General features: G+C 71.0%; 13 protein-coding genes and 5 pseudogenes. 7 read left to right on the top strand and 11 right to left on the bottom strand.

What is annotated here, in order from left to right:
* Positions 1–1034: 1034 nt before the first annotated feature.
* Positions 1035–1502, top strand: a complete 468-nt coding sequence (locus tag AB1285_RS24965; RefSeq protein WP_429978103.1) for a hypothetical protein — start codon at positions 1035–1037, stop codon at positions 1500–1502.
* Between the two features lie 21 nt (positions 1503–1523).
* Here AB1285_RS24965 and AB1285_RS24970 read toward each other — a convergent pair whose 3' ends face one another.
* From AB1285_RS24970 to AB1285_RS25000, 7 genes and pseudogenes are all read right to left on the bottom strand, one after another.
* Positions 1524–1688: a hypothetical protein gene (locus tag AB1285_RS24970; RefSeq protein ID WP_429978104.1), complete on the bottom strand. Its 165-nt coding sequence runs from the start codon at positions 1686–1688 to the stop codon at positions 1524–1526.
* Entirely contained in the window at positions 1685–2068 is a 384-nt protein-coding gene (locus AB1285_RS24975; RefSeq protein WP_429978105.1) for a YdeI/OmpD-associated family protein, read from the bottom strand. The genes AB1285_RS24970 and AB1285_RS24975 overlap by 4 nt, the downstream gene beginning before the upstream one ends.
* 192 nt (positions 2069–2260) lie before the next feature.
* Positions 2261–3069, bottom strand: a pseudogene (locus AB1285_RS24980) (HAD-IIA family hydrolase).
* A 4-nt stretch (positions 3070–3073) separates the two neighbouring features.
* Positions 3074–3673, bottom strand: coding sequence for a metal-dependent transcriptional regulator (locus AB1285_RS24985; protein WP_429978106.1), 600 nt, complete (start codon positions 3671–3673; stop codon positions 3074–3076).
* A 3-nt stretch (positions 3674–3676) separates the two neighbouring features.
* Positions 3677–3730 (bottom strand): annotated as a pseudogene (locus AB1285_RS24990) (hypothetical protein); the annotation flags it as partial.
* A gap of 112 nt (positions 3731–3842) precedes the next feature.
* Entirely contained in the window at positions 3843–4142 is a 300-nt protein-coding gene (locus AB1285_RS24995) for a hypothetical protein (protein ID WP_136052938.1), read from the bottom strand.
* Positions 4143–4162: 20 nt separating this feature from the next.
* Positions 4163–5423: pseudogene (locus tag AB1285_RS25000) on the bottom strand (Nramp family divalent metal transporter).
* 128 nt (positions 5424–5551) lie between these two features.
* Here AB1285_RS25000 and AB1285_RS25005 point away from each other — a divergent pair.
* Positions 5552–6218 (top strand): annotated as a pseudogene (locus tag AB1285_RS25005) (TrmH family RNA methyltransferase).
* Between the two features lie 22 nt (positions 6219–6240).
* Here AB1285_RS25005 and AB1285_RS25010 read toward each other — a convergent pair.
* Together AB1285_RS25010 and AB1285_RS25015 are read right to left on the bottom strand one after the other, a co-directional pair.
* Positions 6241–6558 (bottom strand): hypothetical protein, encoded by a 318-nt coding sequence (locus AB1285_RS25010; RefSeq protein WP_187662584.1) that lies wholly within the window; start codon positions 6556–6558, stop codon positions 6241–6243.
* Positions 6559–6677: 119 nt separating this feature from the next.
* Positions 6678–8000 (bottom strand): MATE family efflux transporter, encoded by a 1323-nt coding sequence (locus tag AB1285_RS25015; protein ID WP_259953875.1) that lies wholly within the window; start codon positions 7998–8000, stop codon positions 6678–6680.
* Positions 8001–8094: 94 nt separating this feature from the next.
* Here AB1285_RS25015 and AB1285_RS25020 point away from each other — a divergent pair, with 94 nt between their 5' ends.
* Positions 8095–8637, top strand: a complete 543-nt coding sequence (locus tag AB1285_RS25020) for a DUF1992 domain-containing protein (RefSeq protein WP_370428990.1) — start codon at positions 8095–8097, stop codon at positions 8635–8637.
* A 1-nt stretch (position 8638) separates the two neighbouring features.
* On the opposite strand, the gene AB1285_RS25025 is transcribed toward AB1285_RS25020, so the two are convergent.
* Together AB1285_RS25025 and AB1285_RS25030 are read right to left on the bottom strand one after the other, a co-directional pair.
* Entirely contained in the window at positions 8639–9115 is a 477-nt protein-coding gene (locus AB1285_RS25025) for a DoxX family protein (protein ID WP_370428991.1), read from the bottom strand.
* Complete coding sequence (locus AB1285_RS25030; protein WP_370428992.1) at positions 9112–9561, bottom strand: DM13 domain-containing protein; 450 nt, start codon at positions 9559–9561, stop codon at positions 9112–9114. The genes AB1285_RS25025 and AB1285_RS25030 overlap by 4 nt, the downstream gene beginning before the upstream one ends.
* A gap of 157 nt (positions 9562–9718) precedes the next feature.
* Between AB1285_RS25030 and AB1285_RS25035 the strand changes: the two are divergent.
* The 4 genes and pseudogenes from AB1285_RS25035 to AB1285_RS25050 form a co-directional block, all read left to right on the top strand.
* Positions 9719–10003, top strand: a pseudogene (locus AB1285_RS25035) (response regulator); the annotation flags it as partial.
* A gap of 166 nt (positions 10004–10169) precedes the next feature.
* Positions 10170–10424 (top strand): winged helix-turn-helix domain-containing protein, encoded by a 255-nt coding sequence (locus AB1285_RS25040; RefSeq protein ID WP_429978108.1) that lies wholly within the window; start codon positions 10170–10172, stop codon positions 10422–10424.
* Complete coding sequence (locus tag AB1285_RS25045; protein ID WP_370428994.1) at positions 10424–11581, top strand: sensor histidine kinase; 1158 nt, start codon at positions 10424–10426, stop codon at positions 11579–11581. The genes AB1285_RS25040 and AB1285_RS25045 overlap by 1 nt, the downstream gene beginning before the upstream one ends.
* Positions 11582–11626: 45 nt before the next feature.
* Positions 11627–12998: M13 family metallopeptidase (locus AB1285_RS25050; protein ID WP_429978107.1), on the top strand; the 1372-nt coding region annotated here is incomplete at its 3' end.

The raw sequence follows: 12998 nt of genomic DNA on the forward strand, positions 1-12998 counted from the left end.
AATCCACCACGGCGGCTGCGGTCAACCGTCCTGCTGCCCGAGAACGGCGTCATCACCGCGTGGCAGCATCCGGTTCGACGGCCGCGAGCTCACCGACCTCCCCGAGAACGCGATGTGTCCCTCCGCGGGGCCGGCATCGGCCTCGTGCCGCAGGACCCGATGTCGAACCTCAATCCCCTCATGCGCGTCGGCGAGCAGATCGGGGAGGCGCTCGAAGTCCACGGGTCATACCAGCGGCGACGCGACGAAGGCCGCGTGGTCGAGCTTCTGGAGATGGTCGTGGATCCCCGATGCCGCCCGCCGGGCGGCCCAGTATCCCACGAGTTCATCCGGCGGCATGCCGGCAGCGCGTGCTCATCGCGATGGGACTCGCCTGCAAACCGCGCTGGCTCATCGCCGACGAGCCCACCTCGGCGCTCGACGTCACCGTGCAGCGGCGGATCCTCGACCAGCTCGATCAGCTGACCGACGAGCTGGGGCCACCGCGGTGTTCCTCATCACCCACGACCTCGCTCTCCGCCGCCGAGGCGCGCCGACCGGATCGTCGTGATGTTCCGCGGCCGTGTCGTCGAGGAGGGGACCTCGGCGCAGGTCCTGGGGAACCCGCAGCACGAGTCACACCGGCAGCTGCTCGCGGCCGCGCCGAGCCTGGCGTCCCGCCGCGACGCCCTGCCCTCACGCGAGATCGCCGCCGACGCCGTGCCCTTCGTCGAGATCCGCGACCTGCACAAGGAGTTCGCGCTCCGGAACGCGAAGGCCGGGGAGCCGCAGACCTTCACGGCGGTCGACGGCGTGAGCTTCTCGATCCGCCGCGGCACGACCCGTCTCCATCGTGGGCGAGTCGGTCGGGCTCCGGGAAGTCCCACCACGGCGAACATGGTGCTGGGGCTGAGGACGCGACCTCCGGGTCCATCCTCTTCGACGGCACCGACCTGGACCGACCCTCCCGCCCCGCAAGGCGCTCTTCGCGCTGCGCCGCCGCGTCCAGCCCGTCTTCCAGAAACCCCTACGCCTCGCTCGACCCGCGGTACACCGTGGAGCAGTCGATCGCCGAGCCGCTGCGCGTGCACCGGATCGGCACCGCGGCCTCCCGGCACGCCCGCGTCCTGGAGCTCCTGGAGCAGGTCGCCCTGCCCGCGGCCATGGCCGAGCGGCTGCCGCACGAGCTCTCCGCGGACAGCGGCAGCGTGTCGCGATCGCCCGCGCCCCTGGCCCTGGAGCCCGAGCTCGTCGTGCTGGGACGAGGCGGTCTCCGCGCTCGACGTGCTGGTGCAGGCGCAGGATCCTCGACCTCCTCGCCGACCTGCAGAAGCGCCTCGGCTCAGCTACCTCTTCATCAGCCACGACCTCGCCGTCGTGCGCATGATCTCCGACGAGGTGCACGTCATGCAGCGCGGCATCGTGGTCGAGAGCGGCACCCCGGAGAGCTTCTTCGACACGCCGCAGCATCCGTACACCGGGAGCTGCTCGCGGCGATCCCCGGGGCGTCGCTCGCCTCCTGAGACCTCGATGCGGCCGTCGGCTCAGCGCCGGCGGTCGTCGTCGTCCCAGGGGCCTTCCACCAGCCGGCGCGGCCGTCGTCCTCGCCGCCGCAGGCGCGGCGAGCGCACGAACTGCACCACGAACACGACCAGCGACGTGAGCGTGATGAGGATCAGGACGAGGAACAGCAGGTCGCTCTGGTTCATGGGCGCTTCCCCTCCGCGGCATCCGCCACGATCTTCGCGATGCGGGCGGCCTTGGTCTCCGCGCGCTTGGCCATCGCGATGTGCGTGAGGCCGAACTTCTTCACCGACTTCGGGAACGCATCCCAGGTGGCCCTCGCCGCCGGCACCGCGTCGAGGGCGGCGGTGAGCTCCGGGGGCTCGATGCCGGACTCCGGGCCGTCGAGCACGGTCCACGAGCCGTTCGCCTTCGCCGGTCTCCAGCGCGCGGATTCCGGCAGGGGCGAGCAGGCCCCGCGGCCTCCAGCTCCGCGATGCGCGCCTTGTTCGTCGCCGCCCAGCCGCTCCCCGGCCGTCGAGGGGGAGAACCACTGGCCGCCGGTCTCGTCGTCGAACGTGCGCACCGGGCCGTCGATCCACCCGAAGCAGAGGGGCCTGCCGGACCGCGTCCTCGTAGCCGACGCCGGTGGCGGATCGCCCGCGGACGCTCAGCAGCCACACCCCGGCCGTGCGTTCGTGGTTCGCCTCGAGCCAGGCGCGCCAGGCCGCGGCGGTCCGCCGCCGTGACCCGCTCGCCGTCGCCGAGGGCGCCCACGTCAGTCCTCGTCGAGGGTGGGGATCGAGTCGGTGATGGTCGGCAGCAGGTCGGCGACCGAGTCGACGATCTCATCCGGCCGGGAAGGGGTACTGCTCGATGATCCGCTGATCGCTGATGCCCGTGAGCACGAGCACCGTGTGCAGACCCGCCTCGATGCCGGCGACGATGTCCGTGTCCATCCGGTCGCCGATCATGCGGTCTTCTTCGAGTGCGCGCCGATCTTGTTGAGGGCCGAGCGGAACATCATCGGGTTGGGCTTGCCGACGACGTAGGGCTCCTTGCCGGTGGCCTTGGTGATGAGGGCGGCGATCGCTCCCGTGGCCGGCAGCACCCCGTCGGCGCTCGGGCCGGTGGCGTCCGGGTTGGTCACGATGAAGCGCGAGCCGTTGATGATGTGGCGGATGGCCTTCGTGATGGCCTCGAAGGAGTAGTTGCGGGTCTCGCCGACGACGACGAAGTCGGGTTCGTCTCGGTCATGATGAAGCCGGCCTCGTGCAGCGCGGTGAGGATGCCGGCCTCGCCGATGACGAACGCGGAGCCGCCGGGGAGCTGCTGCGCGAGGAAGTCGGCGGTCGCGAGCGCCGAGGTCCCAGATGCGCTCCTCCGGCACGATCAGGCCGCTCGCGCGCAGGCGGGCGGAGAGGTCGCGGGCGGTGAAGATCGAGTTGTTCGTGAGCACGAGGTAGGGGATCTCGTTGCGCTCCATCCGGCGAGGAGTTCGGAGGCCCCGGGGATGGCGTCGTTCTCATGGACGAGCACGCCGTCCATGTCGGTGAGCCAGCATTCGAGGTCGTCACGGTGTGCCATGTGCTCAGCCTAGAGGCCCCACCTTTCCTTTCGAATCGCCTGATTGGACCCATCCCCGGCCGATTTGCCGCAAAGCGCGCGATTCGAAGCGGAGGTCAGGCCGACAACCACACCACGTCGCGGGGCGGCGGCGGGGCAACGGCGGCTCGGTGCCGTCGAGGGCGATGCCGAACGGCGTCACCGTCACGGTCGTGCCGACGGTGAGGCCCTGGGCCTCCAGGGTCCGCAGGAGCTCCGGGTCGCGGTCGTCGACGCGGAGCACGCGGCCGGTGTGTCCTTCCGGGCATCGGCGAGCAGGACGAAGGGCACCCGTTCGATGCGGCCCTCCGCGTCCGGGATGGCGTCTCCCGTGCGGGTCGAAGCGCGGCCCGCCCCAGGCGCTCGTCGATGCCCTCGAGCAGCCGGTCGCTGATGGTGTGCTCAGCACCTCGGCCTCGTCGTGCACCTCGTCCCACCCGTACCCGAACTCCTGCACGAGCCAGGTCTCGATGAGGCGGTGGCGGCGGACCATCGCGAGGGCGCGGGTGGTCCCGGCCTCCGTCAGCCGGACCGCTCCGTACGGCACGTGCGACACGAGCCCCGCCGCGGCGAGCTTCTTCACCATCTCCGTGACCGACGACGGCGCGATGCCGAGCTTGGCGGCCAGGACCGAGGGGGTGATCGGCGCATCCTGCCACTCGGTGTGTGCGTAGACGGTCTCAGGTAGTCGTCAGCTGCCGGGGATGCCACCCGTCAACCTTACGCGTTCGGGTCGGGCTGCCTCGCGGCCTGGGTCAGGCGCTCGCGGAGCCGAGCAGGATCACGGCCGCCTGCCCCGCGAAGAACAGGACGAGGAACCCCAGGAGGGCGGCGGCGAGCGACAGGCGCCCGTCGAAGCCCTCCACCTCGGCGATGCCCACCTTGCGGGCACGGAAGGCGAAGACCAGGGTCGCGACCCCGAGGGCGAGCTGGACCCAGGGGCTGGCGGGGCCGATGACCTTCGGGAACGCGATGAGCAGACCGCCGATGACGCCGGTCGCGAAGCCGCTCCAGGTGAGGAGGCGGACGGTGCGACGGGCGGAGGCGGCAGACATGGTGTCGAGCCTATCCGCCGTCATGCCCCCGTCAGCACCAGCCAGAGCAGGGCGCCGTTCAGGGCGATGAGGAGCACCGAGGCCACGACGCCGGCGACCGTCGTCCACACCCGGTTGACCCACGCGCCCAGTGTCCGGCGCTGCGCGGTGAGGGTGACGAGAGGGATGAGCGCGAACGGGATGCCGAACGACAGCACGACCTGGCTGAGGACGAGGGCGAGCGTCGGATCCACCCCGATGCCGAGGATCACCAGCGCGGGGATGAGCGTCACCAGGCGGCGCGCCAGCAGGGGGATGCGCACGTGCAGCAGGCCGTGCATGATCTCGGCGCCCGCGTATGCGCCGACGGAGGTCGAGGCGAGACCCGAGGCGAGCAGCCCCACGGCGAAGAAGGTCGCCACGACCGGGCCGAGGCCTGCGGCGAGGGGCGGCGTGCGCACCCTCCAGCGAGTCGGTCCCCGCGACCCCCGCGAGGTTCGCCGCCGCGAGCAGGAGGATGCCGAGGTTCACGGAGCCCGCGATGACCATGGCGATCGTCACATCCCAGCGCGTCGCCGTGAGGAGGCGGCGGATCCGCGAGGGTCTCGACCCGGGCGACCTCCTCGGTCGTCTCGGCGCTCGTCGCACCGAACCGGTCGCGGGCCAGGGAGGAGTGCGCGTAGATCGCGTGCGGCATGATCGTCGCGCCGAGGATCGAGGCGGCGAGGAGCACGGACCCCGTGTCCTCGAAGCGCGGCACGAGGCCGCTCGCCACGCCGGCCGGATCCGGCGGCGCGAGGAAGAGACCGGCCATGAAGCCGATCGTGATCACGAACATGAGGCCGATGATCACGAACTCGAAGGGCCGGGCGCCGCGACGGCTCTGCACGGCGAGCAGGACCATCGACACCGCGCCGGTGATGAGGCCGCCCCATAGCAGGGGGACGCCGAACAGCAGGTTCAGGGCGACGGCGCCGCCGATGACCTCGGCGAGGTCCGTCGCCATCGCGACCAGCTCGGCCTGCAGCCAGTAGGCACGGCGGGCCCAGGGGCGGCGCAGCCGCTGGCCCAGCACCTCCGAAGGCTCTGGCCGGTGACGACGCCGAGCTTCGCGGACAGGTACTGGATCAGCCAGGCCATCACATTGCCGGCGACGACCACCCACACGAGCAGGTAGCCGTACTGCGCCCCCGCGGTCATGTTGCTGGCGACGTTGCCGGGGTCGAGGTAGGCGACACCCGCCACGAGCGCCGGTCCCAGCAGCCACAGCAGGCGCGGCGAAGCGGTGCGAGCGGGGGTCAGCGAGGCGTCGGAACTTTTAGGCACACCGAAACCGTAGCCTATTTTTCGGTATGCCTAAATATCTGCGAGATGATTCTGGCGACCTCTTCGCCGACGGGGAGACGGCCGACACGGCGATAGCCTGGCGGATGGATGCGCAGCGCCCCGAGAGCTCGGACCCGACCGCCCCCGGTGGGTCTCCGGCGCAGCCCGGATACGGCGTCGGACCCTGGTCGGGAGGACCGTCGGCCTGGCCGCGGGGAGACCAGTACGATCCGGAACTCCTCGCGGAGGGCGACACGCGAAACGTGATCGACCGCTACCGCTACTGGCGCATGGAGGCGATCGTCGCCGACCTCGACACGCGGCGTCATCCGTTCCACGTCGCGATCGAGAACTGGCAGCACGACATGAACATCGGTTCCATCGTGCGCAGCGCCAACGCGTTCCTCGCCGACACGGTGCACATCATCGGTCGCCGTCGCTGGAACAAGCGGGGCGCCATGGTGACCGACCGCTATCAGCATGTCGTGCACCACGAGGACATCGCCGCGTTCGCCGCCTGGGCCGCGGCGGAAGGGCTGCCCGTCATCGCGATCGACAACGTCGACGGGGGCCGTGCCGGTCGATCGTGCCGACCTGCCGCGCTCCTGTGTCCTCCTCTTCGGTCAGGAGGGGCCCGGGTTGTCCCCGGAGGCATTGGCGGCCGCCTCGGGTCACATCGAGATCACGCAGTACGGCTCGACCCGCTCGATCAACGCGAGTGCCGCCGCCGCTGTCATCATGTACGAGTGGTGCCGTCGCCACGCGGAGTGACCAGCGCGGCCGGTCGGCTCCGTCAGGCCGGATCGATACCGAACAGGTGTCGCGAGATCGCGCTGACGTCGCGGTCGAGGCCGTCCATGCGCCGGCTCAGGCCGTGCACCTCCTTCCGGAGATCCCCGATCTCGGATTTCACGCCGACGATCTCGCCCTTGATCCCGCCGATCTCACCCTTGATCCCGACGATCTCGCCCTTGATCCCGCCGATCTCGGTGCGAACCGTGCCGATCTCCGTCTTGATGATCCTCACGAACATGGTCGCCATGAGAGTGATCGTGGCGTACATGCCCGTGGCAAGGACTCCGATCGTCGTCCATACCTGTGCGTCGTTCATCCCCAGCATCCCTTCAGTGTCGCTCCATGTTCGTCGGAAGCGCGAGGGGTGCGGGGTGCTGTATTCCGCTCTGCCCGGCGGCGGGGGATAAGTCGTCCTCTCCGTCGGTTGTGGAGGACTTATGCGGACGCGGCGAGCCATCGCCCGGAGCGCACTCGCCACCCCAGCGTCGCCAGCCGTGCGAGCAGGTACACCCCGAAGAACGCGACGGCCAGCCACACGAGGCCGGCGGTGCCGTCGATCCCCGTCGCGGCGATGATGCCCAAAGCGGGCAGGAACGGCACGAGGTTCAGACCGCCCGCGATCGCCAGGTACCGGGCGTCGTCGGCCCCCATGAGCACGCCGTCGAGCACGAACACCACGCCCGCGATCGGCTGCGCCACCGCGAGCACGAGCAGGGCCGGCTGCACCACCTCCGCCACGGCCCGGTCGCCGGTGAAGACGATGCCGAGCACCCCGGAGAGGGCGGCGATGACGGCGCCGACCACGACCCCGAACCAGGCCCCCCATGCGACCGTCCGCGCCAGCACGCGGCGCACCTGCTCCTCGTCCCCGGCGCCCAGCTCCTTGCCGATCAGCGCCTGCGCGGCGATCGCGAGCGCGTCGAGCGCGAACGCCGCCGCCGAGAAGATGGTGAACACGATCTGCCAGCCGGCGAGCTCCTCGGTGCCGATCCCCGTCGCCACGGCGACGGTCGCGAGCAGGGCGACGCGCAGGCTCACGGTGCGGAGGAACAGCCAGCCGCCCGACGTCGCGGTGTGGCGCAGACCGTCGCGCTGGGCACGCAACGAGGCGCTGTGCCGGGTCGCGAGACGCCGGACCACGAGCGCGTACGCCGCGACCATGCCCCACTGCGCCGTCACGGTGCCCGCCGCGGAGCCGGCGATGCCCCAGCCGAGTCCGTAGATGAAGAGCCAGTTCAGCAGGGCGTTCGCCGCGAAGCCGAGTCCCGCGATCCACAGCGGCGTCATGGTGTCCTGCATCCCACGCAGGAGACCGGTGGCCGCGAACACGATGAGCATCGCGGGGAGACCCCACATCGAGATCACGAGGTACTCGTTCGCCTGGGCCGCGACCTCGGGGCTCGCCCCGAACAGGGAGACGAGCCAGGGGGAGGAGACAGCGCCGACGACGGCGAGCACGGCACCCAGGCCGAGCGCGAGCCACATGCCGTTGATCCCGACCGAGACCGCCTCTCCCGGACGCCCGGCCCCGAACCGACGCGCGACCGCGGGGGTGGTGGAGTACGCGAGGAACACCATGAGGCCGACGATCGTCTGCAGCACGGCTCCGGCGATGCCGAGTCCGGCGAGGGGGACGGTGCCGAGGTGGCCGACGAGGGCGGCGTCGACGATGAGGAAGGCCGGCTCCGCGATGAGGGCGCCGAGCGCGGGGACGGCCAGGCGCAGGATCTCGCGGTTCAGGGAGGTGCGGGCGGCCATCCTCCGAGCCTATGACCTGTCGTCGACCCCCGAGACCTCCGGCCTCGACCGGACGTAGGGTGAAGGAGGAGCTCCGAGCGGACGGAGGCGCATCATGACGGATCCCCGGGAGGCGGCCGCGCGTTATCGGGCCCGACGGCAGCAGGGTGGTGGTGCTGAGGACGACGGTGAGACCGGTGCCCCGTCCGCGGCGGCGGTCGATCGAGCCGCCTTCGTCGAGTCCGCCATCCAGGTCGCCATCCGTCGCGGCGACTTCGACGACCTGCCGGGCGCCGGGAAGCCGCTCGAGGGGCTCGGTGACCACCACGATCCGGACTGGTGGATCCGCCGCAAGATCGAGACCGAGGGCCTGACCGGGCTGGGCCCTCCCGCGATCCTGCTGCGCACGGAGGACCGGGAGCTCGACAGCCAGCTCGACCTCCTCGGCAGGGAGTCCGACGTGCGCGAGGTGCTCGAGGACTTCAATCGGCGTGTGCGCGAGGCCCGACGCCAGCTGCAGGGTGGGCCTCCCGTCGTGACGCCGCTGCGCGATGTCGACGCCGAGGTCGTCGCGTGGGCGCAGCGCCGGGCGACGCGGCCCGCCACGCCCGAGACGCCATCCCGGCGCCGACGTTTCGGTCGTCGACGCCGGGGATGACTCAGGCCTCCGGTCCGTCCACCGGACGCGCCCGCCGCGCCTGCACCCAGCCGTCCACCCCGAATCGTCCGGCGGTGACGATCAGCAGCACGGCCGCGGACAGCACCAGCATCACCGGGTACTGCGCGATCAACTGATCCGCGCTCCAGTAGAGCGCCAGGGTCCCGGCCGAGACGAAGGCGACCGTTCGGGTAAGCGCACCCGCGACGAGGAGGATGCCGAGGCCGACCTCCAGCGCCGGGATCACCGCCCCGAAGAACGGAGACGCCGAGGCCATCGCCGCGCCGAGCGGATCGAAGAACGCCGGCACCCTCGTGTTCCCCTGCGCGCTCTGCGCCACGAGCTCGATGTCAGCGGCCCCGAAGCCCGCCCGGTACTTGAGGACACCCTCGATGAGCCACAGGACCCCGACCGCGACCCGGGCGGCCGCCCCCAGCAGCGAGCCGATCACGAGGCGAGCGGATCGTGGCGCGGTCATGACAGCTCGGCTGCCCCGAAGACGGCCTTCGCCTTGTCGCAGTAGATGACGACGTGCGAGTACTCCCCGGCCTTCACCCCGTCCAGAGCGAAGGTCTGCGTGGCGGTGTCGTACGAGACCGCGTCGACGAGCATGCCGGCGGCGATCGCGGCTTCATCGGTGCCGTCCGCGAGGTACACGTGCAGATCGGGTCCCTCGTCCGAGGAGAACTCCGTCAGCATCACTTCGCCGTCGGAGACCGAGACGGTGCCGGCCACCTTCTTGCCGTTCAGGCCGGCGAACTCCCCGGACCTGGCGGCGGTGTCCGTGCTCGCCGAGCTCTTGGTGGTGCTCTGGGAGGAGGAGGACGACGGCGCGGAGGAAGCGCCGGAGTCCTGGGGACTGCAGGCGGCGAGGGCGAGGGCGAGCCCGAGGGCGGCGGTCGTGGCGAGAAGGGTCTTGCGCATGAGGATCTCCTGTCCGGTGCGGGAAGAGCCCGCCCGGCGAGTGCCGGACGGGCGTGCTGCACAGCACGCTAGGAAGCACCGGAGCAGGACGGGGAAGACATTTCGGAACTGTAAGGATCCGCCGACCGCCGTGGCTGCGGCGGCTACCCTCGACCGCATGGAAGGCGTCGTCACAGTCGCGGTCGTGGAGGACGACCCCACGGTGCGCGAGGCCGTGGGGGAGTATCTGCGCACGCACGGCTATGCGGTCTCGAGCTTCGGCGACGGCGTCTCGGCACGAACGGCGCTGCGGGAGACCGTGCCCGATGTCGTGATCGTCGACCGCATGCTGCCGGGCATCAGCGGCGATGAGCTCTGTCGTGAGCTGCGCGCCGCGTCCGATGTCCCGATCATGATGCTCACCGCCCTCGGGGAGGTGGAGGACCGTATCGACGGCTTCGCGTTCGGTGTCGACGACTACCTGGCCAAGCCGTTCTCGATGCGGGAGCTGTCCCTGCGGATCGCGGCCCTCGTCCGCCGCTCGCACGCCGCGCACAGCCGCGCAGGCCGCGTCCGGGGAGCTCAGGGCCGGCGCCTTCGCGATCGATCTGCTCCGGCGGCGCGCGTGGGTGCGCGGAGACGAGATCGCCCTGACGAGCAGGGAGTACGAACTGCTGGTCTTCCTCGTGCGCAACGACGACCGTGCGCTGGGACGCGACGAGATCCTCCGCGAGGTCTGGGGATGGACCGTCGGCGATCTGTCGACGGTGACGGTCCACGTCAGGCGCCTGCGGGAGAAGGTCGAGGAGGATCCGCAGGACCCGCGCCATCTGCTCACCGAATGGGGCGTCGGCTACCGTTTCGTGGCGAGAGGGGACGGCTGATGACGATGCCCTCCGGTGCGGTCGTCCTGCAGATCGTCGTCACGAGCCTGCTGGTGGCGATCGTCGTCGCCCTCACCGCCGTACTTCTCCTGCGAGCCCTTCGGCGTCGCGGACTCCGCGCACAGCTGATGGTCGTGGCGAGTGCGGGCACGGTCGCGATGGCGGGGGCCGTGGTGGCGATCGCACTCGAGATGTACCTCTCCGCCCACGACCTGACGATCCTCCTCACCGTGATCGCGGTCTCGCTCGTGCTCGGTCTGGGCATGGCGTGGTGCATGGCGCGGACGGTGCGCGCCTGGGTCGAGGGGTTCTCGGTATCGCTGGGCAGGATCGGTCGGACGGACGACGCGGTGGTGGACGCGGCGGCCACTCGGGAGCTCGCCGGCCTCTCGACACAGCTCGCGGTGGTCTCGGCCGAGGTGGATGCGGCGAGGGCCGAGCTGGTGCGGCTGGACTCCGCCCGTCGGCGCTTCTTCGCCTGGATCTCGCACGACCTGCGCACCCCGCTCACCGCGGTCCGTGTGCTCGCCGAGGCGGTGGAGGACGGCGCTGCGGTCGCTCCGGAGCGTTTCGCCGGTCAGGTGCGGGGACAGGTGGAGACGATGAGCCGGATGGTCGACGACCTCTTCGAGCTGTCCCGCCTCACGTCCGGCGCGGTGCAACTGCAGACCGAGCAGGTGGTCCTGTGGGATGTCGTCTCCGATGCGGTGGCCGACGTCGCGGCCGCCGCGGCGAAGCGCGACCTCCGCATCGTCGAGCGCGGGATCGCCGGTCCGGTGCTCTGGGCCGATCCGCATCAGCTCGGCAGGATCGTGGTGAACCTGCTCACGAACGCCGTCCGGCACGCCCCTCCGGGCACGGAGATCGTGCTGTCCGCGACGATGGTCGACCGGGACCGACTCGTCCTGGGGGTGCTGGATCAAGGGGCCGGTGTGGCGGTGGAGGACCTGGATCGGATGTTCGACGTCGGCTGGCGCGAGGACACGGCGCGAGCGACGGCCGGCGACGAGGACGGGGTCGCGTCGGGTGCCGGGCTCGGGCTGTCCATCGCCAGAGGCCTCGCGCGTGCGCACGGCGGTGACGTCTTCGCCGAGCGTACCGCCGCCGGGTTCCGCATGAACGTCTCGCTCCCCGTGGGGGCCCCTGGGCATCCGTGACGCCGTCTGGACACCGTGGGGGACCCCGGCCATAGGCTGGAGCGCATGACCGATGTGCTTCCCGCGGGCCTCGCGCTCGATGACCTCAGCCCCGACATCCGCCCGCAGGACGATCTCTATCGTCACGTGAACGGCGCCTGGATCGCTCGCACCGAGATCCCCGGAGACAAGGCGCGCTGGGGCTCCTTCCACCTGCTGGCCGAGCAGGCCGAGGCAGATGTGCGCGCGATCGTCGAGGAGTCGCAGGAGGCGGAGGAGGGGACTCTCGCCCGCAAGATCGGCGACCTCTTCGCGAGCTTCATGGACACCGATCGCATCGCCGCCGCCGGTGTGACCCCGCTGGCCGAGACGTTCGCCGAGATCGACGCGATCGACGGCATCCCGGCCTTCCTGCGCACCGTGGGGACCTACGACCGGGAGGGCCGGGCGGCGGTGATCGGCCTCTACGTCGACGGCGACCCCGGGAACCCGGAGCGCTACCTCCCGGTGCTCGTGCAGGCCGGACTCTCGCTGCCGGACGAGAGCTACTTCCGTCTCGACACCTTCGCAGAGACCCGCGCGGCGTACCGGGAGCACCTCGAGCGCCTGCTCGCTCTCGCCGGTGTCGCCGATGCCGCCGCGCAGGCCGAGCGCTCCATCGCCCTGGAGACCGAGCTCGCCGGGCACCACTGGGACAACGTGCGCAGCCGTGACGCGGTGGCGACCTACAACCTCAAGACGTGGGACGAGCTCCAGGCCCTCGCCGGCGTCGACCTCACCCCGTGGCGCGAGGCCGTGACGCCGACGAACCCGCGGGCGTTCGACGAGGTCGTCGTCGCGCAGCCGAGCTTCTTCGAAGGGCTGGGCGGCCTGCTCACTCCCGAGCGTCTGGACGACTGGAAGGCCTGGCTGCGTGCGAAGGTCGTGCACGCGGCGGCGCCCTACCTCACCGACGACCTCGTGCAGGAGAACTTCTCGTTCTACGGCACCCAGCTCACCGGCGTCCCCACGATCCGCGAGCGCTGGAAGCGGGGCGTGTCGGTCACCGAGGGGGCGCTCGGCGAGGCGATCGGCAAGGTCTACGTCGAGCGGCACTACCCGCCGACGGCGAAGGCAGCCATGGACGAGCTCGTCGCGAACCTCGTCGAGGCGTACCGGCAGAGCATCGAGACGCTGGAGTGGATGACCGCCGAGACCCGGCAGCGTGCGCTCGCGAAGCTGGACGCCTTCACGCCGAAGATCGGGCACCCGGAGGTGTGGCGGGACTACTCGGCCCTCGTGATCGACCCGGCCGACCTCCTCGGCAACGTGCGCCGCGCGGCGATCTTCGAGCACGACCGCAACATCGACAAGGTCGGGAAGCCGATCGACCGCACCGAGTGGCACATGCCGCCGCAGATGGTGAACGCCTACTACAACCCCTCGATGAACGAGATCG

Source organism: Microbacterium sp. NRRL B-14842 (assembly GCF_050470785.1).